Source organism: Novosphingobium sp. G106 (assembly GCF_019075875.1).
In the GTDB taxonomy this organism is placed as follows: domain Bacteria; phylum Pseudomonadota; class Alphaproteobacteria; order Sphingomonadales; family Sphingomonadaceae; genus Novosphingobium.
The window spans coordinates 3,368,015-3,387,668 of sequence record NZ_JAHOOZ010000001.1; the positions used below are offsets into that span (position 1 = coordinate 3,368,015).

Here is a 19,654-nt window from a genome sequence, read left to right on the forward strand (position 1 = left end):
CCATCTAGCGACAATCGCCCGAAATTGCGAGAGCCAGAGCCTGCAGCCTATCGCTTCACGGCGAAGGCCCAGCGGAATTCGGGCTTCACCGCAGCGAGTACAGCATCGGTAATCGGCAACGTGACCTCGTAATCGCCCTCGACATAAGGGCCCGCCTCATAGGGGCCGACCAGAATTCCGATACGGTCGAAACTGCTCCGGTTCGACGAGCCGAGGATCACCGTCGAGGCGACCGGATCGATGCACTGGTCGAACTCGTCGGTGCTGCCCGCCTTCACCGGCTCCCCGCGCTTTTCGGCCCGCTGCTTGTTTAGCGCTGCACAGAAGTTCTGGCGGATCGCGCGCGACAGGGCTTCCTTCGAAGTAAACAGGTCGATCGGCTCGCGGCGCCGGTCGGCCTTGCGGTCCCAGACCAGCGAACTGAAACCATGGTTCGGATGCGCCCCGCCCGAATAGTCGCTGAGATCGGCCGAGAGGCTGAGCCAGCCCGGCAGGTCGGTGACGACCTTCCAGGCCGTCCAGTTGCCGAGCGGATTGTAGGGGAAGCCCTGTTTCTTGCTGTCCGCCTGCTGCTCCTTGGCGCTGACAATCAGATCAGCCTTCTGCTTGGCGAGATCGGCGTCGAGCTCTGCCTTGAGCTTGGGGATCGCCCCGACCGCCGCGGGATAGCCGTACTCGAACTCGTACAGTTCGGTCGATTGCTCCTCGTGCCGGGCGACACCGGGCGCCGCTGCACTTGGTTCCGCCGCTGCGGCAACCTTCGGCGCGGGCGTCCCTTCACTGGCCAGCGTGGCGGGCGTTTCCTGCGCCTGTTTCGAGCAGGCCGCGAGGACCAATGCCAGCAGCAGCGAAGATCGCGACATCGCCATCACACTTTCCTCTCGCGCTAGGCGCCCTCGTCCGGCTAGCCTGTCCGCAGAATGACCGACAAGCACGCATTGATCCAGCCCGATCGCGACCAGCAGGCCACGCCGATCCATCTCGTCGACAAGGCGGGGCTCAAGGCTTTCGTCAAGGAGCTCTCCGCCCCGCAGCGCGCCGCTTTGGCCGCGCAGAAGTTCGAAGGCGACGGATATTCCCATGCGATCCTGCCCGATGGGGACGGCTGGTCGGTCGTCGCCGGCGTAGCCGATCCGGCAAGACTGTCGCCGTGGTGCATGGCCAAGCTCGCCGAAGTCCTGCCCGCAGGCACCTATCGCCGTGCCGACGCGGATCCGGGTGCCGCGCTGCTCGGCTGGGTCACTGGCCAGTACCGCTTCGACCGCTACAAGAAGGACGGACCCAAGGAAGGCCCGCGCGTGCTGCTGACCAAGGAGGTCAAGGCGATTGAGCCCGCCCTCGCCGAAGCCGCCGCGACCGCGCTGGTCCGCGACATGGTCAACACGCCTGCCGAGGACATGGGCCCGGCAGACATCGAGTCCGCTGCTGAAGCGCTCGCCAAGGAGCACAAGGCCGATTTCCACGTCACCAAGGGCGACAGGCTCGAACGCGAATACCCGATGATCCACGCCGTCGGCCGCGCCGCCGAACGGTCGCGCAATCCGCGGCTGATCGAGATCGAATGGGGCGATCCCAAGCATCCGCGGATCGCCGTGGTCGGCAAGGGCGTCTGCTTCGACAGCGGCGGTCTCGACATCAAGCCCTCGTCGGGCATGCTGCTGATGAAGAAGGACATGGGCGGCGCGGCGCATGCGCTGGCGCTGGCCAAGCTGATCATGGAGCGCGGGCTCAAGGTGCGGCTGCACCTGCTGCTGCCCACGGTGGAGAACGCCGTCTCGGCCAATGCCTTCCGCCCCGGCGACGTGCTGCGCTCGCGCGCCGGCATCTCGGTCGAGATCGGCAATACCGACGCCGAAGGCCGGCTGATCCTCGGCGACGCGCTGACCCGCGCCGGCGAGGAAAAGCCCGAACTGATCCTCGACTTCGCCACCCTGACCGGCGCCGCGCGTTCGGCCGTCGGCCCGGACCTCCCCGCCCTCTTCACCCGCGAGGACGCGACCGCCGAGGCCTTGCTCAAGGCCGGCGAGGCGGTCGACGACCCCTGCTGGCGCCTGCCGCTGTGGAACGGCTACCGCGACTACCTGAAGTCCGACGTGGCCGACATCAACAACAACTCGGCCAACGCCTTCGCCGGCGCGAGCGTGGCGGCGCTGTTCCTCGACCGCTTCGTGCCCGAGGGCACCGACTGGGCCCACTTCGACACCTTCGCCTGGCGCCCGGCGAGCAAGCCCGGTCGGCCCAAAGGCGGCGATGCGCTGGGGCTCAGGGCGTCATGGCAGATGCTGCAGGAGCGGTACGGCTAGATTGCGGTCGTGCGATCGCGTGGGCTGGACGTGGGGAGTCCAAAAAGGCAGCTTTAGGGTGTCGTCTGATCGCTAGCTGCCCTGATTTTCCCTCCGGATCGTCTATCTGCTATCCAACGACCAACATCGACAACAACTAGCCACCAAACGGTACCTAGCAGCACGTCAAAAATGAACGAAAGCATGTGGGGTTTGTAAATGCCATAGAAGTAGGCGCCCGGCCCGTCATACATCGAAGGGCTCCGGATATAATCGGTCATGACGTCAGTAATAGTGGAAAATGGCCAATACCCGACATAAGATAGAAATCCCCAAATGAATGCATCTATCTTGCCATTTGTCCCGGCAACGAAAACCGCCAATGCATAAATTAAATAGGCTATTGGTATCGCACGTCTCACAGCGGTTTCAGCCCTGATGGTTGTCACAACGATATGCCGACAGGGCGGGACTGATGCAACGTCCGCTTGTGGGAAGGGGTTTGCGAACTGGCGATGGCAGAATTGTCGGCACAAGCCCCCGCCCTCTGATCACCGCTGCTTCTTGGCCGTGGTCGCGGTGAAATCCGGGTCCTTGTTCGCCACCCAGTCGACGAACTTGCGCACTTTGGGGTCGAGCAGGAGGCCTTCCACGTCCATCCCGTGCCGCTGCAGTTCGGAATTGGTGAAATTGGCGATCAGCGTCTGCTGGCAGATGGGGTGCATCGGCACGACATCGCGGCCGCCCCGGCTCTTGGGCACGGGGTGGTGCCAGACGATGGTCTTGCCCGTCGGCCGGCCGCAGAGCCAGCAGGGGACGACCGGCGCGGGAGCCTCGTCCTCCTCGCGGTCCAGGTCGCCATAGGGATCACGTTTGGAATGCTTGCGGGCCATGCGTCTGCCTGGATTGCCTGAACTTGCGCTGCGCCCTACCGCGCCGGCGCCGGCATGGCCACAAGCACCTCAGCTTTTTCCGCTTTCCCGGCGAGCGGTCATATCTCCACGCAGACCTTGCCGAAGTGCTGGCCCGACTGCAGGTGGCGGAAAGCATCGGCCAGGTTCTCCAGCTTGAATGCGCGGTCGAGCACCGGCCTGATGCCGCTCGCCTCGATCCCGCGGACCATGTCGATCTGGTCGCGCCGCGAGCCGACGGTCACCGCCTGCAGGTTGAGCCGCTTGGCCTGGACGATGGCGAAAGGCATCGTGTCGATCTGGAATCCGCCGACTGCGCCGATGATCGCCACATGCGCGCCCGTGCGCGCGGCGACGAAGGACTGGCCGATCGTGTTCGGCCCGCCGACCTCGATGACGTGATCGACACCGAGCCCACCGGTCAGCGCCAGCACGGCCGCGCCCCATTGCTCTTCCTCGCGGTAGTTGATCAGGTGATCGGCGCCGAGCGCCTTGAGCTTCGCCAGCTTCTCGGCGCTGCCCGATGTGGCGATCACCGTCGCTCCCGCCGCCTTGGCGAACTGCAGCGCGAACAGCGAGACGCCGCCGGTGCCTTCGATCAGCACGGTCGCGCCGGGCTTGACCTTGCCGTCGGTCACCACAGCGCGCCAGGCGGTAACGCCAGCGCAGGTCAACGAAGCGCTTTCGGCCGGAGTGAAACCCGCGGGCGCGCGGGTGAAATGGGTCGCGGGCCGCGTCGCTTCTTCGCAGGCGAAGCCGTCGGCCGGACCGCCGGGCGAGTTGTCGAGGTGGATCTTGTCGATATGCCCGTCGAGCCACTTCGGGTGGAAAGTGCTGACGACCTGGTCGCCCTGCTTGAACTCGGTCACGCCCTCGCCCACAGCGATCACCTCGCCCGCGCCGTCGGACAGCGGGATCAGCCCGTCCTTCACCGGAAAGAACCCGCCGACCACCAGCCCGTCGCGAAAGTTGAGGGAGGCCGCGAGCAAGCGCACCTTGATCTCGCCCGGCCCCGGCGCGGGCGCCTCGGCACTCTCGAGCCTCAGATTGTCGAGGCTCGCCGGCTGGTAGAGGCGCATGGCTCCGGTCATCGTCGTCATCCTTGCAGGTGCGCCATCAGCGGCACGAGTTTCTCTTGCGCTATGAGCGCGTTGTAGTGCTCGGCAATCGAAGCGATCCGTCCGTCGCGGATGCGCAGCACGAACACATAGGTCTGGGCATAGGGCTCGCCGTTCACCAGCACGCCGTCGGATCGCGCCTCGGCCACCGCGCAGTCGCCTTCGGCGGTGATCGCATCGATCGTGAAGCGCAGCGGCTCGCGCATGACGCTGCCCAGCCAGCGCACCGCAGCCTGATAGGTCCGCTTGTCGATCGGCCCCTGCGTGGTCAGCCAGGCGGTCATGTCCTCGGTCAGCAAGTCGTCGGGCAGTTCGCCGGCGGTCACAGCGGCAAAATAGGCGTGCACCAGACGATCGGCTTCGCGCATTGTCACCTCTCCTGCTTGTCCGCCGGCTAATAGCAATCGGGTACAGGCCCGACTTGACCGATTCGGTCGCACAGCGCAGCGCTGTTTCTCATGCCGACCCGCCGAATCGCCCTCAACCTTGCGTCAATGCCATGAGCGATATAAGCGCGCCGGTCTTCGACTTCGCGGGAAACCAGCATTTGACAGCATTCGACGGCCATACGAGACCCGAGCTGCCCCAGGGCATGCTCTCGCTCACCGGTCCCGGCGCGACCGCCGAGGCAGGGCATCTGCCCGTGCGCGGCGATCTCGCGCATATCAAGCTCGCCGGCCGATACTTCGTACCCCATTACGCGGTGCCCATGCCGCATACCGTCGCCGCCAAGGGCGCGAGCCTGCGCCGCGCGGGCAAGCCTGACGCCGAACAGATCTGCATGCTGCCCGCCGGCGGCACTTTCGACGTGCTCGACATCGCCGGCGGCTGGGCCTGGGGCCAGTTCGGCGACGATGGCCATGTCGGCTATGTCGTGCTCACCGAACTCGAGGGTGCTGCGTGATGACCGCAAGCGTATTCATCGACGGTGCCGTCGGCACCACGGGCCTCGAGATCGCCGACCGGCTGTCGGGCCGGGATGAGTTCACGCTGATCACCCTGCCCGAGGATCGCCGCAAGGACGACGCGGCGCGGGCCGAGGCGCTGAACGCCGCCGACTTCGTCATCCTCTGCCTGCCCGACGATGCCGCCAAGGCTGCCGTCGCGATGATCGACAACCCGCGCACCCGCGTGATCGACGCCTCCTCGGCGCACCGCGTCGCCGATGGCTGGACCTACGGCTTTCCCGAAGTGGTCGGCCGCGAGACGGTCGCCGCGGCGATGCGCGTCAGCAATCCGGGCTGCTACCCCACGGGCTTCATCGCGCTGGTCGCGCCGCTGGTGAAAGCCGGGCTGCTGCCCGCGAGCTGGCCTTACACGGTCACCGCCGTCTCGGGCTATTCGGGCGGCGGCAAGGCGCTGATCGCTCGGTTCGAGGACGATACGGACATAGCCTTCCGCGACTATGGCCTGAGCCTGGGCCACAAGCACGTGCCCGAGATGACCAAGCTCGCCGGCCTGGTCCACGCGCCAGTCTTCGCGCCCGCGGTGATCCCCGCGCATCGCGGCATGGTGGTCGAGGTTCCCCTCCCGCTTGCCGCGATTCCGGGTGCCGCGGCGCCCGCAGCCCTGCTCGCCTGCCTGAAGCAGGCCTATGCCGGCAGCGAGGTCGTCACCGTGCACGAAGGCACGCCCGACGAACTGCTGCTAAGGCGCTCGACCGCGCCGAGCGACCGGCTCGATCTCCACGTCTTCGGTGCGAAAGACGGCAGCCAGGCGCGGCTCGTTGCCGTGCTTGATAACCTCGGCAAGGGCGCTAGCGGCGCTGCGGTGCAGAACCTCAACCTTATGGCGAGCCTGCCCGAAACCGCAGGCCTGGCGCTCTGATTTTCAAGTATCGCCTAAATTTTAATCAGCGATGCCTGAAATTTAATCACACCAAATGCGGTCTAGTCACCTAAAAATGTCGCACTGCGGCATTATCGGATAGGATTCGTGCGATTCCACTCTTCCCCGCACCCGCAGCATTGCCTAAACCGCATACCAAGCCTCTGGCACGATTCTTGATAGAACGTAAACGAGGCACGGGACATCCGGGCCAGATCTAACGGGGCCGGTTCAAGGCGCGGGGGTTTCTGCAGCGTGAAGAAAATCGAAGCGATCATAAAGCCGTTCAAGCTCGACGAAGTGAAGGAGGCCCTTCACGAAGTCGGGGTGTCCGGCATTACGGTCACCGAAGCCAAGGGCTTCGGCCGGCAGAAGGGCCATACCGAACTGTACCGCGGCGCCGAATATGTCGTCGACTTCCTGCCCAAGGTTAAGCTCGAGGTCGTCGTGCCCGACAGCTTGGCCGACCGCGTGGTCGAGGCGATCGCTTCGGCAGCGCAGACCGGCCGCATCGGCGACGGCAAGATCTTCGTCATCCCGATCGAAAGCGCAGTTCGCATCCGCACCGGGGAGCGGAACGAAGACGCAATCTGATTGCCCATTTCCGGCGGTTCGGGCGAGCCGCTTTACCAGTATTGAAAATCCAACCAGCCCCGGCCCGCGCCGGGGCGTCGAGAAAGGCGAAAAATGGCTAAGGCAAGCGACATCATCAAGCGGATCAAGGAAGAGGAGATCGAGTGGGTCGATCTGCGTTTCACCGATCCCAAGGGTAAGTGGCAGCACCTGACCATGGTCGCCGCGCTGCTCGGTGAAGACGAGCTCGAAGACGGCCTGATGTTCGACGGTTCGTCGATCGACGGCTGGAAGGCGATCAACGAGTCGGACATGATCCTCAAGCCCGACCTCGACGCCGTCTACATCGATCCGTTCTCGGCCACGCCGATGATGATCCTGGTCTGCGACATCGTCGAGCCTTCGTCGGGCGAGCTCTATGCCCGCGACCCGCGTTCGACCGCCAAGCGCGCCGAAGCCTTCGTCAAGTCGAGCGGCGTGGGCGACACCGTCTATGTCGGCCCCGAAGCCGAATTCTTTGTCTTCGACGACGTCCGCTTCTATGACGGCTACGACGGCAACGGCTTCAAGATCGACGACATCGAGCTGCCGACCAACTCGAACCGCGAATACGACGGCGGCAACCTCGCCCACCGTCCGCGCGCCAAGGGCGGCTACTTCCCCGTCGCGCCGGTCGACAGCCTGGTCGATGTCCGCGCCGAGATGGTCTCGACGATGATCGAGATGGGCCTGCCCTGCGACAAGCACCACCACGAAGTCGCCAGCGCCCAGCACGAACTCGGCCTGACCTTCGGCAAGCTCGTCGAAACCGCCGACCGCATGCAGGTCTACAAGTACGTCGTCCACCAGGTCGCCCAGGCCTATGGCAAGACGGCAACGTTCATGCCGAAGCCGATCATGAAGGACAACGGCTCGGGCATGCACACGCACATCTCGATCTGGGATGGCGGCAAGCCGCTGTTCGCCGGTAACGGCTATGCCGGTCTGTCGGACATGTGCCTCTACTTCATCGGCGGCGTCATCAAGCACGCCAAGGCGCTGAACGCCTTCACCAACCCGACGACCAATAGCTACAAGCGTCTGGTCCCGGGCTACGAAGCGCCGGTGCTGCTGGCCTATTCGGCCCGCAACCGTTCGGCCTCGTGCCGTATTCCCTACGGCTCGGGCGCCAAGGCGAAGCGCGTCGAATTCCGCTTCCCCGACGCGATGGCCAACCCCTACCTCTGCTACGCCGCGCTGCTTATGGCCGGCCTGGACGGGATTAAGAACAAGATCCACCCGGGCGAAGCCATGGACAAGAACCTCTACGATCTGCCGCCGGCCGAACTCGCCGAAGTGCCGACCGTCTGCGGTTCGCTGCGCGAAGCGCTGGAATCGCTCGAAGCCGACTACGACTTCCTGATCCAGGGCGGCGTGTTCACCAAGGACCAGATCGAAGCCTATATCGAGCTCAAGTGGCCCGAAGTGATGCGCTGGGAAACCACGCCGTCGCCGGTCGAGTTCGACATGTACTACAGCTGGTAAGCCAGCTTCAGTTCTAACAGCGGGAGGGGCGTCCGGAGCGATCCGGGCGCCCTTTTTGTTTGGCCGCTGGGAGACGCCACGATAGGCTTGGCCAAAATGGGAGAGCGCCGATGGATCTGACCCAATGGACCTAGCGATGCATGCGACCAAGCTGGTGGTCGCCGATGTCGAGGCGGCCGAGCGGTTCTATCTGGCGTTGGGACTCAAGCTCGCCAGCCGCAATCTCGGCGGCGAGGATGAGGTGCGGCAGCAGCAGTCGTGGCTGTCGGTGACGGGCGACATGACCTCGCACATCCTGATCCTCAGCCGCTTCCTCGAAAAGCCTGCGCCGTCGCGGCCAAACTATCCCGGCGAGGTCTGGCTCTGCTTCCAGGTGCCCGACGTCGAAGCCACCGTCGCGGCCGCACTGGCGGCGGGCGGCGCGCTGTTCCGCGCCGGCGAGGACCGCCCGGAACACGGCGTGCGCGCGGCGGTGATCAGCGACAGCGAAGGGCACCATATCGAGCTCGTCGGCCCGATGCGCGGGAACTAGGTTCCGATCAAAAAGGCCCGCCTCGTCATCCGCCGCGGGGCCTGCCTTCCCAATCGCGATTACTGCTCGAACTTGTAGCGCGGACACGGTCGCCAAAACTGTCGCGAAAAAGTTTGTCGGCGGGGCCGCTAACCGCCGTTGCGGCGGACCTGACGGGCCTTGCGTTCGTGCTTGATGGCCGCCTCGCGGAGTCGCCGTGCCAGGTCGGCGTCGGGACTCGCATCCGCTTTCAACCGCGCTATGCGGGCGAGCTGCTCGTAATATATGGCATCGCGGGGCACTTCCACGAAACTGTCATATCACGCGGTCCGAGGCTGAGTCCGCCGCGGGATTGCGCAAGACGGCGCTTTTCCACGTCCCATTTCGGGATTCCCTCGGTTCATTCGTCGAGAAGGGTATTCGGAACCTGCGCCAAGCCCTGGCCGGAGCTGAGGTCAGACGAGCCGGTACTGGTCCTGGCCGCCGGGTACGCCGTCCTTGCAGCTGCCTTCGAGCGCAGGCGCTTCCTCGCGGCGGGTATTGGCCGCGCCGCTGATCAGGCGATCGTGCTCCTCGGCCGAGATCCGTTCCCAGCCGTTCCGGCCGAGGCGTTCCATCGGACGGTAGCGCACCTTGTACTGCATCCGCGCCGAACCCTCGACCCAGTAGCCGAGATAGACGTAGGGCAGTTCCATCTCTCGCGCGCGGCGGATGTGATCGAGGATGATGTAGTTGCCGAGGCCCGTGCGCGTCGTGTGCTCGGGCTCGTAAAACGAGTAGATCATCGACAGCCCGTCGCCCTGCTTGTCGGTCAGGCAGGCGCCGACCAGACGGCCCGGCGTGACGCCGTCGGCCGAAGGCTCACGATATTCGATGACATAGGAGGTGACCGGCGTGTGCTCGACCATGTCGGCATAGTCGACCTCGTCCATCGTCGCCATGCCGCCGCCCGGGTGACGCACGCCGAGGTAGCGCTGCAGCAGTTCGAACTGCTCGGACGTCGACCAGGGCCGGCACAGCGTGGCGACGAGATCGCTGTTGCGTTTCAGGTTGCGCTTCTGCGTCGAGGAAGCGGTGAAATCGTCGGCCACGACGCGGACCGAGACGCAGGCCTGGCAATCGAGACAGGAGGGGCGATAGGCCACCGTCTGGCTGCGGCGGAAGCCAATCCGGCCCAGCGCGTCGTTCAGCGCATCGGAATGCGCGCCCTTGAGTTCGGTGAACACCTTCCGCTCGCTGCGGCCCGGGAGATAGGGGCACGGCGCGGGGCTGGTGACAAAGAACCGGGGAAAGCGAACGGGTGCCGTCACGGGCGGATCAGATCCTCTCCAGGCACACCAAGCGGTGCCTGCCACTGAACTATGCATGGGCTATCGGCCAGTTCAAAGTCTTTTAACCAAGTTTTTGCGGTTAACGGTCCAATATTTTGCACAGCCGTCTCGGCTTGGCGCAGCTCGCGCTCAAGTGTTAACGAACCGCCGGATGCGCGCCCGCCGCAGCATCCGGTCCTCCAGCGAATAGTAAAGGTAGATGGTTTTGCCATCGTCGAGGCACGAGGCGGCGAAAGCGATGTCGGTGCCCGCGCGCTCTTGGGGCGGCGGGGGCACGAGCATCGGCTCGACACAGCGGTCGACTACGCGCGTATAGTTCTCGTCGAAAGCGATCCAGCCGATCCGCCAGCGCGCGTCGGCGGTCGCGCCGTTGTAGAACATTACCGGCGGCTGGCCCTTGCGCGCGACGATCGGCCCGGTCGAGAGATGCCAGTTGTCCCAGCGGTCCTCGCGGACGGTGAAGGGGTCGGCGATCGCCTGCCACGGTCCCTCGGGCGCGTCGCTGAGCGCCAGGCCGATGCGCGAGGCATTGTCCTTGGCATATTCGTAGAACAGCCGGTAGCGCCCGTCGGCAGCCTGCGCGACAGTCGCCTCCTTGATGTTGCCCTCACCCTCGGGTGCCTTGAGCAGGACCTTCTGTGTCTTCAGGCTACCGAGATCGGCCCCTTTGGCAACCAGCAGCGAGCCCTGCCCGTGCTTGGCGTCCACGCCGGTGAAGAACACGAGCAGCCCGCCGCTGTCCGCCACGACCACGGTCGGATCCTCGACGCCGCCGGCATCGACCTCTTCGGGGCCGGGCAGGATCGCGGGCTTGTCGAGCATGGTGAAGGACAGCCCGTCCTTCGAGGTTCCGGCATAGATCACGCCGGTCGGATCGCCGGCTTGCAGCGGATTGTTCAACACCCGCACCAACAGGTGCTTCACGCCGCTGTCTTCCCAGACATAAGGGCTCATCAGGTCATGCCCGGCGAGCAGCCCGCCGTCTCGGGCGATATCGAGGGTGACGGTTTCGTTTTCCTCGACGACGTAGTCGACCTGCAAGGCTTTCATGCTCCCAGGGCCACGGTAAGCGACAGGGCGCCGTCGATAACCACGGTAGTCCCGGTGATGTAGTCGGCGCCCGGCGAGAGCAGGTAGCAGACCAGATCGGCGACTTCCTCGGGCCTGCCGGCGCGGCCCCAGGGTATCGCCGCCGCCTTGCGCTCCAGCTCGGCCGGATCGTCGATCGCGGACTGGTTCATCGGTGTCAGGATCATCCCCGGCGCCACCGCGTTGACCGCGATCCGGCGCGGCGCCAGCTCGAGCGCCAGCGTCGTCGTGAGCTGGGCGAGCCCGCCCTTGGCGCTGTCGTACTCGGTGCCGCCGGGCCGCGGCGCGCGCTCGTGGATCGACGATATGTTGACGATCCGCCCGCCCCCGTCGTGTCCCACGAGCCCGCGCACGAACCGACGACAGGTGAGGAACGGGCCGTAGAGGTCGGCGCGCAACACGCGGTCGAACTGCGCGAGACTCATGTCTTCGACCGGCGTATTGCTCATGTTTAGCCCGGCCGAATTGACCAGCAGTCGAACCGGGCCGAACTCGGCTTCGGCGGCGGTGAACAGCGCTTCCACCTGGTCCTCCGCGCCGACGTCGGTGTGGCGAGCAAAGGCCTTGCCGCCAGCCAACGCGATCTCCGCCACGACGGCCTGAGCAGCATCGCGATCAGCGAAGTATGTCAGCGCGACGCGCGCACCGGCCTTGCCGAGCGCCAGCGCGCAGGCCTTGCCTATGCCCGATTCACCGCCGGTGACCACGGCGCATTGTTGCGCGAAATCCATGCGCGGCAAACGCTTGCCCGCGTTCGCAGGTTGCATGAACATTCGGTCATGCGGCGCGTCACGCCGGTCAGCGCGACTCCATCATGCTGACTTCGAAGCCCTCGGCCCGCAGCGCCGTGATCAGTGCGTCGAGCTGCACGGCATCGCGCGCCTCGCATTCGATCTCGGTCGCCAGGCCCTTGGCGGGCAGGCTGGTGAAGACCCGCTGGTGGACGATCTCGATGATGTTGACGTTGTGGTCGTAGAACACCTTCGAAACGCGGAACAGCGAGCCCGGCCGGTCAGCCAGCACCAGCCGCAGCCGCGCCGCGCGGCCCGAACGCGCGAGGTCGCGCAGCAGGACGTTGGCAAGCAGGCGCGTGTCGATATTGCCGCCCGACAGGACGATGCCGACCTTGCCCCCGGCGAACAGCTCGGGGTTGGCGATCACCGCGGCGAGGCCGGCGGCGCCGGCGCCCTCAACCACGGTCTTCTCGATCTGCAGCAGCAGCGCCAGCGCACGCTCGATCTGGTGCTCGTTCACCAGCACGAAATCGTCGAGCAGGTCGCCCAGCACCTGGCTGGTAAACTTGCCCGGCTCGAACACGGCGATGCCCTCGGCCAGAGTATCGCCGCCGATCGGGCAGTCGGCCTGCTTCAGCAGGTTATACATCGAGGGGTATAGCTCGGCCTCGACGCCGATCAGCTTGATGTCGGGCCGCAACGCGCGCGCGATCGTGCCCATGCCCGATGCCAGCCCGCCGCCGCCGACGGGGATCGCCAGGACTTCGAGATCGGGCACGTCCTCGAGCATCTCGAGCGCGACCGTGCCCTGCCCCGCGGCGACCTGCGGATCGTCGAACGGGTGGACGAAAGTCAGGCCGAGCTCGGTCTCGAGCTTACGCGCATGGGCCGATGCCTCGTCGAAGCTTTCGCCCTCGAGCACGACCTTGCCGCCCACCGCCTCGGTCTGCATGACTTTCACCACCGGCGTGGTCTTGGGCATGACGATCGTCACCGGGATGCCGAGCCGCGTGCCGTGGTACGACAGGCCCTGCGAATGGTTGCCGGCCGAAGCCGCGATCACGCCTTTCGCGCGCTGCTCGTCGCTGAGCTGGAGCATGGCGTTCAGCGCACCGCGTTCCTTGTAGGCGGCGGTGAACTGGTGGTTCTCGAACTTGAGATAGATCTCGGCGCCGGTGATCGCGCTCAAGGTCTGGCTGTGGAAGGTCGGCGTCCGCACCACCGCGCCCGCAATTCGCCGCGCCGCCGCAACGACGTCGTCGGCGGTGAGCAGAGCGGAGGCACCTGCAGCGGGCTTGAGAGCGGCTTCGTTCATCCTGCGCCGCTACCGGAAACGGCGGGAAATGGGAAGCGGGCTCTCCGACGGGTAGGCAATCGCGCAAAAGCCGCTAGACAGCTTCCATGAGCGAGAAACGTAACGTCTCCTTCCTCGGCCTCGGCGTAATGGGCGGCCAGATCGCTCGGCATATCGGCCAGGCCGGCCACGCCCTCACCGTCTACAATCGCTCGCCGGGCAGGCTCGACAAGTGGCAGGCAGCCAACCCGGGCCTTGCCGTCCGCGCCGTGACCAGCCCCGCCGAAGCCGCGGAGGGCGCCGATATGGTGATCACCTGCGTCGGCAACGACGACGATCTCGCCGATGTCGTGCTCGGGCCGCGGGGCGTGTTCTCAACCTTGGGCCGCGGCGGCATCTTCGTCGATCACACCACGGTCTCGGCGCGCATCGCCCGCCAGATAGCGGTCGAGGCGCGAGACCTTCAGGTCCGGTGTGTCGACGCGCCGATGACCGGCTCGCAGATCGGCGCCGAGAAAGGCACGCTGACTCTGATGTGCGGCGGCCGGCCCGATGCGATCGAGGCGGCACGGCCGGTGATGGAAGCCTACTCGGCGCGCATCGTCCATGTCGGCAAGGCCGGCGCCGGGCAGACAACCAAGATGGCCAACCAGATCTGCATCGCCGGCATCGTCAGCTCGCTGGCCGAGGCCGTGCGCTTCGCCCAGGCCTCGCACCTCGACATGGGCAAGGTCTACGAAGCGATCTCGGGCGGCGCCGCGCAATCGTGGCAAATGGACAACCGCTGGGACACGATGAGCCGCGACGAATTCGACTTCGGCCTGGCGATCGACTGGATGCGCAAGGACCTCGGGCTGGTGATGGAGGAAGGCCGCGGCCTGGGCGTCTCGCTGCCCGTCACCGCACTGGTCGACCAGTTCTTCGCTGACGTCCAGGCGCTCGGCGGCGGCCGCGAGGATACCAGCGCGCTGATCAGAAGATTGCCGAGGAAAGGCAAGAAGTGAGATTTTTCGCAGCGGCGTCGTTCCTTTCCCTAGCTCTCGCCACCCTCGCCCCCCCTTCCCGCTCTGGCGGATGTGCTGATCGACAACGTCAACGGCATGTCGCTCGACCGCGACGGCAAGGTCGAGCACTTCACCGGCCTGCTGGTGGGCAACGACGGGCGGATCGAGCAGGTGTTCCAGCGCTCGGACAAACGCCCCGGCAAGGTCGACTTCAAGGTCGACGGCAAGGGCCGCGTGGTCATCCCCGGGCTGATCGATTCGCACGTCCAGCTGATGCCCTTCGGCCTTTCGCTGCTGACCGAGGTCAAGCCGAACGCCCAGCCGCGCCCCGAGGACCGCGACCAGGCGCTCGCCAAGGCGCAGCAGGCGCTGCTCGCGCTCGGGATCACCGCGGTCGCCGACATGGGCACGACGATCGAGGACTGGCAGACCTACCGCCGCGCCGGCGATCTCGGCACGCTCAACCTGCGCATCATGGCCTATGCCGAGGGCGTCGATGCGATGATCCTGATCGGCGGGCCGGGACAGACGCCGTGGCTCTACGATGACCGGCTGCGCCTCAACGGGGTCAGGCTGACGCTCGACGGACCGCTGCTCTCGCGCGGTGCCGCGCTGAAGGTGCCTTACGCCGATGCGCCTACCAGCAAGGTGACGCTGCGGCTGAACGACACGCAGCTGCGAAACCTGATGAGCCGCGCGGCGATGGACCATTTCCAGGTCGCGATCGATGCCAGCGGCGACAGGGCCAGCAATACGGTGCTCGGCGCGCTCGACGAGATGGCCGACACGTACAAGGGTGACCGCCGCTGGCGGATCGAGCAGGCCGAGGCGTTCGATCCCGCAGACCTGCCGCGCTTGAAGGACAGGGGCGTGATCGCCTCGATGCAGCCGCAGCAGGCGATGCTGGGGAGCGCCGTGGCCGATGCCCGGCTTGGTCCGGCACGAGTGGCCAGCGCCTATGCGTGGAAATCGCTGGCGGGTGCCGGCGCGTCGCTGGCCTTCGGCTCCGGCGCGGGCACGCCCGGCGCCACCGTGGAGCCCTTTCCCACCATCGGCTACGCGATCACGCGCCAGTCGGCCGATGGCCAGCCCTTTGGCGGTTGGCAGGCGCAGGAGCGGCTGACGCGCGAAGCGGCACTCGCCGCCTACACCGCGGGTGCAGCCTATGCCGGCTTTGCCGAGGGGCACTTCGGCCGGCTCACCAAGGGCGAGCGCGCCGACTTCCTGCTGATCGACAGCGACCCGCTGTTGGCGACGCCCGCCGAGCTGCGCGCCATGCGCGTGCTGCAGACCTGGGTCGGCGGCAAGCTGGTCTATCAGGCGAAGGAACGCGCCACGGCGGAGTCCACGAACGAAGGGCGCTAGGGAACGATCGGCGCGTTGGCGTCGACCACTTCGAGCGCCGTTGCCTCCGCCGCTTCCTTCGCCGCCTTGCGCTCGCCCAGCCGCATGACCAGCAGCGAGCCTTCGAACAGGAACAGCATCGGGATCAGCAGCATCAGCTGCGAAACCACGTCGGGAGGAGTGATCACCGCCGCGACGATCGTGATCGCGACGATGACATAGCGCCGCGCGCCCGCGAGCTGCTGGCGCGTGACGATTCCCGCGCGGTTGAGCAGCAGCAGCAGCACCGGCAGCAGGAAGCTGATGCCGAAGGCGAGAATGAACTGCATGACCAGCGCGAGATAGTCGCCCGTGCCCGGCAGCGCTTCCAGCTTCAGGCCGCCGCGCACACCCTCGAAGCCGAGGAACCATTTGAACGCGGTCGGCATCACCACGAAATAGGCCAGCGCCGCGCCACTGGTGAACAGCACCGGCGTAGCGATCAGGAACGGCAGGAAGGCCTTCTTTTCCTTGGCGTACAGCCCCGGCGCGATGAAGGCCCAGAGCTGGTTCGCGATATAGGGGAAGCTGATGAAGAAGGCGGCGAACAGCGCGACCTTCAGCTCGACGAAGAAGGCTTCGTAGAGCTTGGTATAGACCAGACGGCCCTGCCCCGGCGGGAAAGCCGCGGTCAGCGGCCGCACGAGGAAGCCGAAGATGTCGTTGGCGAAATAGAGGCAGACGACGAAAGCCGCGCCCAGTGCCAGGATACAGCGCAGCAGCCGCGTACGCAGCTCGAGCAGATGGTCGAGTAGCGGCGCCTGACTCTCGTCGATATCCCTGATCTTCAACACCATGACACGGCTCTCACGGTGGCGGCAGCGGAAGCTGCGGGTCCGCCTGCTCCTGCTTCTTGGGTTCGGCCGGCGGGTCGAATGGATCGTGGACGGCCGCGTCGTGGACCGGAGCGGGCGATGGCAGCGCGGGATCGGCCGCCATTTCCGGCATCTCAGGATGGGCCTGCATGATCGCCTCGTTCTGCTTGCGCCACTTCTCTTCCATTTCCGCAAGCTCCGCCTCGCGGATCATCGTTTCGATCCCCGAGCGGAAGTGGCCCGACACGCGCCGCACCTTGGCGATCCACTGCCCCGCCACGCGCAAGGCGCGCGGCAGGTCCTTGGGACCGATCACGACGATCGCGACGACCGCAATCAGCAGAAACTCGTCCGCGCCGATATCAAACATGGCAGGCGCTTACCGGGCTGTCAGCGCACGGTCTGGCTGGTATCGACCACCGTCTCGCCGTTGAGCGTCGCCTGCGGAGGGGGAGCCGGCTGGGCGGGCGCCTGCGTGACGACTTGCGGCGCGATCTGCGCGGGCGGAGGCGTGGCCGGCTTGTTCTCCTCGTCGGCCATACCCTGCTTGAAGCTTTTGATGCCTTTGCCGAAATCGCCCATCATTTCCGAAATCCGGCCGCGGCCGAACAGCACCAGCACCACCAGCGCCACGATCAGCAGGTGGGGAAGCGACAGACCCATCATCGACTTAACTCCTGAACAAGCGGGGGGCGCTCGCGATTCTCGCGCCGGCCACTCAAGAGGCCTATCTAGGCGCTTTCCTCGTCACTTGCCAGCCCGGGAGCGGATTCGCTTTCCAAATCCGTTTCTTCGGCCGATTCCGTTTCTTCGCCCTCCTGCGAGAAATCCATCTGGGCCATGGCGGCATCGACGGGATCAAGCAATCCCGCCGCGCGCAGTTCATCGATGCCGGGCAGATCGCGCCGCGATTCGAGGCCGAAATGGGTCAGGAAAGCTGGCGTCGTCGCATAGATCACCGGCCGCCCCGGCACTTCGCGCCGCCCGGCAATGCGCACCCAGCCGGATTCGAGCAGCACGTCGAGCGTTCCCTTGGCGGTCTGCACGCCGCGGATCGCTTCGATCTCGGCGCGGCTGACCGGCTCATGATAGGCGACGATCGCCAGGACCTCGGTGGCGGCGCGCGACAGGCGGCGCACTTCCTCCTTCTCGCGGCGCAGCAGGTGCGCGAGATCGGGCGCGGTCTGGAACAGCCAGCGCCCGCCGCGTTCGACCAGGTTCACGCCGCGCCCCTCGTAATGCCCGGCGAGTTCGGCGAGCGCCTCGCGCACCGAGGCGCCGCCGAGATGGGTCGAGATCGCATCGGCAGTCATCGGCTCGCTCGCCGCGAACAGCGTCGCTTCCACCGCGCGGACGAGGTCGTCCATCTCGGTGGAGTCGTCGGTCATCAGTGCTGCGGCCGCCGCAGCCGCAGCGGGCCGAAGGTATGATCCTGCGACAACTCGGCCTTGCCCAGCCGCGCGAGTTCGAGCGCCGCGACGAAGCTCGAAGCGAGTGCCGAACGCGCCAGCCGGGGTTCGGCATGGACGGGCAGGAAATCGCGCAGTTCCATCCAGTCGAGCGTCACGCCGAGCATCGACGACACCCGCGCCAACGCGGAGTCGAGCGTCATCACCATGCGGTCGCGGACCATGTGGACCACCGGCGCGGTGCGCGCCTTGACCTGACCATAGGCCTGGATCAGGTCGAACCATTCGCACTGCCAGGCGTTCTTGCGGTCGACGCGCAGGCCTTCGGGCGCGCCGCGCTGGAACACGTCGCGGCCCAGCCGGTCGCGCGCCATCAGCCGCGCCGCCGCCTCGCGCATCGCGCCGAGCCGCTGGAGGCGCAGTTGCAGGCGCAGCGCCAGTTCCTCGGGACTCGGATCCTCCTGCTCCTCGCGCGGCAGCAGCAGCGCCGACTTGAGGTAGGCGAGCCAGGCCGCCATGACGAGGTAGTCGGCCGCCAGCTCCAGCCGCAGTTCCTCGGCGCGTTCGATATAGAGCAGGTACTGGTCGACGAGACCGAGGATCGATATCCGCCGCAGGTCGACCTTCTGCCGCCGCGCGAGATCGAGCAGCAGGTCGAGCGGCCCTTCCCAGCCATCGAGCTCGAGATAGAGCGCGCTGTCCTCGCTGGGTGCGGTGGCAACGCCGTCCCAATCGTCATCCTTGCTGAACAGGACGGGCTGGAGGTCGGCCTCACTCATGCGGCCAACGCCAGCAGGGCGTCGCGCTTGGCGAGCAATTCACCCTGCGCGGCCAGGTCGGCCTTGGCCGGATCGGTCGCGGCGAGCGCGCGATCGAAGCGCGCCGCGGCCTCGCCCGACAGCACCGGGAGCGCCTCGGCGATGCCCACCATGTCGTCCATCTTGGCCCAGCAGTTGAGCGCAATGTCGCAGCCCGCAGCGATCGCATGCGCGGCGCGGACGGGAACGCTGTCGGACAGCGCCTCCATGTCGAGATCGTCGGTCAGCAACAGACCGGAGAAGCCGATGCGCTTGCGGACGATCTCTTCGATCACGAAGCGCGATTGCGTCGCCGGATTGTCGGCGTCCCAGGCAGTGAAGCGGACATGCGCGCTCATCGCGATCGGCGCCTTGGCAAGCGTGCGGAACGGCGCGATGTCGGTTTCCAGCTCGGCGTCGCTGGCGGTGACCGTCGGCAGTTCCTTGTGACTGTCCGCCCCAGCGCGGCCGTGGCCGGGCATGTGCTTGATCACGCCCGCGACGCCCGCCGCCGCCAGCCCATCGAGCACCGCGCGGCCCAGCGCCGCGACGCGCAATGGCTCGCTACCGAAAGCGCGGTCGCCGATCACGTCGTGCGCGCCGGGCTGGCGGACGTCGATCACCGGATGACAGTCGACCGAGATGCCGACTTCGGCGAGATCGAGCCCGAGCGCATGGGCATTGACCCGCGCCGCCTCGATCGCGCTGGCCGGCGCGAGGTCATAGAGGGAGTCGAACACGCCGCCCGGCGGAAAGGCCAGCCACTCGGGCGGTTTCATCCGCGCGACGCGCCCGCCTTCCTGGTCGATGCAGATGAAGGTCTTCTCGCGCCCATGGATCGAGCGCAGATCGTCGGTCAGCGCGCGCAACTGGTCGCGGCTCGCGACGTTGCGGCCGAAGACGATGTAGCCGGCGGGATCGGCATCGCGGAAAAACACGCGCTCGTCGGCCGAAAGCGCCAGGCCGGCAATGCCGAAGATCGCGGGTGTCATGTCGCCAAAATCGCAGCACCGCGCGGGTTTTGCAAATCTGCGGCTAGGCGGAGGTGTGGA

23 protein-coding genes are annotated in these 19,654 nt (G+C 66.3%); 8 read left to right on the top strand and 15 right to left on the bottom strand.

The genetic code is table 11. From position 1 onward, the window contains the following. Positions 1-47: 47 nt before the first annotated feature. A complete protein-coding gene (locus KRR38_RS16050; protein ID WP_254514832.1) occupies positions 48-869 on the bottom strand; it encodes a DUF3298 and DUF4163 domain-containing protein in 822 nt (273 codons plus the stop codon). Between the two features lie 51 nt (positions 870-920). Here KRR38_RS16050 and KRR38_RS16055 point away from each other — a divergent pair, with 51 nt between their 5' ends. After that, entirely contained in the window at positions 921-2,303 is a 1,383-nt protein-coding gene (locus tag KRR38_RS16055) for a M17 family metallopeptidase (RefSeq protein ID WP_217403423.1), read from the top strand. Between the two features lie 530 nt (positions 2,304-2,833). Here KRR38_RS16055 and KRR38_RS16060 read toward each other — a convergent pair. From KRR38_RS16060 to KRR38_RS16070, 3 genes are all read right to left on the bottom strand, one after another. After that, positions 2,834-3,175 carry a hypothetical protein gene (locus KRR38_RS16060; RefSeq protein ID WP_217403425.1) on the bottom strand — a complete coding sequence of 114 codons (342 nt, stop codon included), beginning with the start codon at positions 3,173-3,175 and terminating at the stop codon, positions 2,834-2,836. Positions 3,176-3,273: 98 nt separating this feature from the next. Next, positions 3,274-4,284: an NAD(P)-dependent alcohol dehydrogenase gene (locus tag KRR38_RS16065; RefSeq protein WP_217403427.1), complete on the bottom strand. Its 1,011-nt coding sequence runs from the start codon at positions 4,282-4,284 to the stop codon at positions 3,274-3,276. A 5-nt stretch (positions 4,285-4,289) separates the two neighbouring features. Continuing rightward, entirely contained in the window at positions 4,290-4,679 is a 390-nt protein-coding gene (locus KRR38_RS16070) for a nuclear transport factor 2 family protein (RefSeq protein WP_217403429.1), read from the bottom strand. Positions 4,680-4,810: 131 nt separating this feature from the next. Here KRR38_RS16070 and KRR38_RS16075 point away from each other — a divergent pair, with 131 nt between their 5' ends. The 5 genes from KRR38_RS16075 to KRR38_RS16095 all read left to right on the top strand — a co-directional run bounded on the left by KRR38_RS16075 (position 4,811) and on the right by KRR38_RS16095 (position 8,767). Continuing rightward, positions 4,811-5,215: an SH3 domain-containing protein gene (locus KRR38_RS16075; RefSeq protein WP_254514833.1), complete on the top strand. Its 405-nt coding sequence runs from the start codon at positions 4,811-4,813 to the stop codon at positions 5,213-5,215. Then, complete coding sequence (gene argC / locus KRR38_RS16080) at positions 5,215-6,138, top strand: N-acetyl-gamma-glutamyl-phosphate reductase (protein WP_217403436.1); 924 nt, start codon at positions 5,215-5,217, stop codon at positions 6,136-6,138. Before KRR38_RS16075 ends, argC begins: the two co-directional genes overlap by 1 nt. 255 nt (positions 6,139-6,393) lie before the next feature. After that, on the top strand, positions 6,394-6,732 hold the full coding sequence (locus KRR38_RS16085; protein WP_217403439.1) for a P-II family nitrogen regulator: 339 nt from the start codon (positions 6,394-6,396) through the stop codon (positions 6,730-6,732). Positions 6,733-6,825: 93 nt separating this feature from the next. Beyond that, the gene (gene glnA / locus KRR38_RS16090; RefSeq protein ID WP_217403441.1) at positions 6,826-8,235 is read left to right on the top strand and encodes a type I glutamate--ammonia ligase; all 1,410 of its coding nucleotides are present in this window, start codon (positions 6,826-6,828) and stop codon (positions 8,233-8,235) included. 124 nt (positions 8,236-8,359) lie between these two features. Then, positions 8,360-8,767 carry a VOC family protein gene (locus KRR38_RS16095; RefSeq protein ID WP_217403443.1) on the top strand — a complete coding sequence of 136 codons (408 nt, stop codon included), beginning with the start codon at positions 8,360-8,362 and terminating at the stop codon, positions 8,765-8,767. 128 nt (positions 8,768-8,895) lie between these two features. On the opposite strand, the gene KRR38_RS16100 is transcribed toward KRR38_RS16095, so the two are convergent. From KRR38_RS16100 to KRR38_RS16120, 5 genes are all read right to left on the bottom strand, one after another. Then, a complete protein-coding gene (locus tag KRR38_RS16100) occupies positions 8,896-9,054 on the bottom strand; it encodes a hypothetical protein (RefSeq protein ID WP_217403445.1) in 159 nt (52 codons plus the stop codon). A gap of 147 nt (positions 9,055-9,201) precedes the next feature. Then, on the bottom strand, positions 9,202-10,056 hold the full coding sequence (locus KRR38_RS16105) for an arginyltransferase (protein ID WP_217403447.1): 855 nt from the start codon (positions 10,054-10,056) through the stop codon (positions 9,202-9,204). A 150-nt stretch (positions 10,057-10,206) separates the two neighbouring features. Next, positions 10,207-11,127, bottom strand: coding sequence for a glycosidase (locus tag KRR38_RS16110; RefSeq protein ID WP_217403449.1), 921 nt, complete (start codon positions 11,125-11,127; stop codon positions 10,207-10,209). Then, complete coding sequence (locus KRR38_RS16115; RefSeq protein ID WP_254514835.1) at positions 11,124-11,933, bottom strand: SDR family NAD(P)-dependent oxidoreductase; 810 nt, start codon at positions 11,931-11,933, stop codon at positions 11,124-11,126. Before KRR38_RS16115 ends, KRR38_RS16110 begins: the two co-directional genes overlap by 4 nt. A 31-nt stretch (positions 11,934-11,964) precedes the next feature. Continuing rightward, positions 11,965-13,215, bottom strand: coding sequence for a threonine ammonia-lyase (locus tag KRR38_RS16120; protein WP_217403451.1), 1,251 nt, complete (start codon positions 13,213-13,215; stop codon positions 11,965-11,967). Positions 13,216-13,301: 86 nt separating this feature from the next. Here KRR38_RS16120 and KRR38_RS16125 point away from each other — a divergent pair, with 86 nt between their 5' ends. Beyond that, complete coding sequence (locus KRR38_RS16125; protein ID WP_217403453.1) at positions 13,302-14,198, top strand: NAD(P)-dependent oxidoreductase; 897 nt, start codon at positions 13,302-13,304, stop codon at positions 14,196-14,198. A 96-nt stretch (positions 14,199-14,294) separates the two neighbouring features. Continuing rightward, complete coding sequence (locus KRR38_RS16130; RefSeq protein ID WP_217407298.1) at positions 14,295-15,563, top strand: amidohydrolase family protein; 1,269 nt, start codon at positions 14,295-14,297, stop codon at positions 15,561-15,563. Here the strand turns inward: KRR38_RS16130 and tatC are convergent. The 6 genes from tatC to nagZ form a co-directional block, all read right to left on the bottom strand. Beyond that, complete coding sequence (gene tatC / locus KRR38_RS16135; protein ID WP_217403455.1) at positions 15,560-16,378, bottom strand: twin-arginine translocase subunit TatC; 819 nt, start codon at positions 16,376-16,378, stop codon at positions 15,560-15,562. The genes KRR38_RS16130 and tatC overlap by 4 nt on opposite strands. A gap of 10 nt (positions 16,379-16,388) precedes the next feature. Then, positions 16,389-16,766 (bottom strand): Sec-independent protein translocase protein TatB, encoded by a 378-nt coding sequence (tatB, locus tag KRR38_RS16140; protein ID WP_217403457.1) that lies wholly within the window; start codon positions 16,764-16,766, stop codon positions 16,389-16,391. A gap of 20 nt (positions 16,767-16,786) precedes the next feature. Next, complete coding sequence (locus KRR38_RS16145) at positions 16,787-17,062, bottom strand: twin-arginine translocase TatA/TatE family subunit (RefSeq protein WP_217403459.1); 276 nt, start codon at positions 17,060-17,062, stop codon at positions 16,787-16,789. A gap of 65 nt (positions 17,063-17,127) precedes the next feature. Then, complete coding sequence (gene scpB / locus KRR38_RS16150; protein WP_217403471.1) at positions 17,128-17,784, bottom strand: SMC-Scp complex subunit ScpB; 657 nt, start codon at positions 17,782-17,784, stop codon at positions 17,128-17,130. Beyond that, a complete protein-coding gene (locus KRR38_RS16155) occupies positions 17,784-18,584 on the bottom strand; it encodes a ScpA family protein (RefSeq protein ID WP_217403473.1) in 801 nt (266 codons plus the stop codon). The genes scpB and KRR38_RS16155 overlap by 1 nt, the downstream gene beginning before the upstream one ends. Continuing rightward, positions 18,581-19,594, bottom strand: a complete 1,014-nt coding sequence (nagZ, locus tag KRR38_RS16160; protein WP_217403476.1) for a beta-N-acetylhexosaminidase — start codon at positions 19,592-19,594, stop codon at positions 18,581-18,583. The genes KRR38_RS16155 and nagZ overlap by 4 nt, the downstream gene beginning before the upstream one ends. Between the last annotated feature and the right edge of the window lie 60 nt (positions 19,595-19,654).